The sequence below is a fragment of the Vibrio sp. Vb0349 genome (assembly GCF_033338975.1).
In genome coordinates this window covers 1-1,065 of the sequence record NZ_JAWOTS010000417.1, presented here as the reverse complement: position 1 = coordinate 1,065, position 1,065 = coordinate 1, and the positions used below count along the sequence as shown (strand labels likewise).

2 protein-coding genes are annotated in these 1,065 nt (G+C 35.4%); one reads left to right on the top strand and one right to left on the bottom strand.

Features of this window, described 5'->3' with window-relative positions; translation table 11 throughout:
• The coding region (locus R7Q47_RS26285) for a hypothetical protein (protein WP_318090266.1) at positions 1 to 350 on the bottom strand (350 nt) is incomplete at its 3' end.
• Here R7Q47_RS26285 and R7Q47_RS26280 point away from each other — a divergent pair.
• A partial coding sequence (locus R7Q47_RS26280; RefSeq protein WP_318090265.1) for a LysR family transcriptional regulator occupies positions 300 to 1,065 on the top strand: 766 nt, incomplete at its 3' end. The two genes, R7Q47_RS26285 and R7Q47_RS26280, sit on opposite strands and share 51 nt — an antisense overlap.

Below are 1,065 nucleotides of genomic sequence, written 5' to 3'. Positions count from 1 at the left end.
TCACTATGGATAACGCAAGCCGCTTCAATTAACATGCTACCTTTACTTTTATTCAAAAATGTTATTTTTGATATAATGTCAACCTTACAGTTCCTATCGTTGACTAAAGATTTAATATCGTCACTGCCTGAAACGTTAATAATCCCATTTTTTATATTATTAACAATCTGCTCCAAGTGGTATTCAGAAACCACTTCTTCATAACTTTTAAATATCATTTTCCCCCTCCGTTGATGCAAGTTATACTGTTCAGCCTCCAAAAAGACAACGTGACTCAGAGTTGCAGATAGGTAACAATCATGGAATGGCTCAATAGCGAACTCATCAACTTCGCGGCAATATGCAAACACCTCTCTTTAACTGAAGCAGCTAAGGAACTTGGAAAATCAAAGGCTCAAGTCAGTCGTCAACTCGCGATGCTTGAAACTGCTTTAGGCGTAACATTGGTGCATAGAACGACTCGAAAGCTCGTCTTAACTGACCATGGGAAAAGTATTAGTCCTCTGGCTCTTGAAACATTAAGTAAGCTACAAGAACTAAACTATAGAGCCAGATCACTGAGTGACTGTATTAGCGGTAAATTCAAGATAACAATGCCAAACTCTATAGCTTCATCAATTTTCGGCAGTATTTTGAGAAAATTACAAGAGAGATACCCTGCGGTAATTTTTGAAATTTCGTCTAGTAATAAGGTCGAGAATTTATTAGAAAGCAATGTTGATATTGCAATAAGACTAAATGATGTTGTTGATGATAATTTAATTGCGCATAAAGTTGGGAATTATAATGATGTTCTAATTTCTAATGACAGCAATGAAATAAGTAGCACTCTTCTTATATATAAAAATCATTCGAATAAGGAAGAAATAAGAAAAAGTTATTGTGATGTGATAGAGGTCGATAATACATCAATTTTATTGAACTTTGTTGAGCAAGGTGTGGGATTGGGCGTAATACCCAACTACCTGTTAAAAGGCAGTAGTCATCAAGAACTTTTAAAAGTTACCCATACATACAGCACAGAAAAGTCAATGTATGTCGCCTACCCCTATCAAAATCCATTAC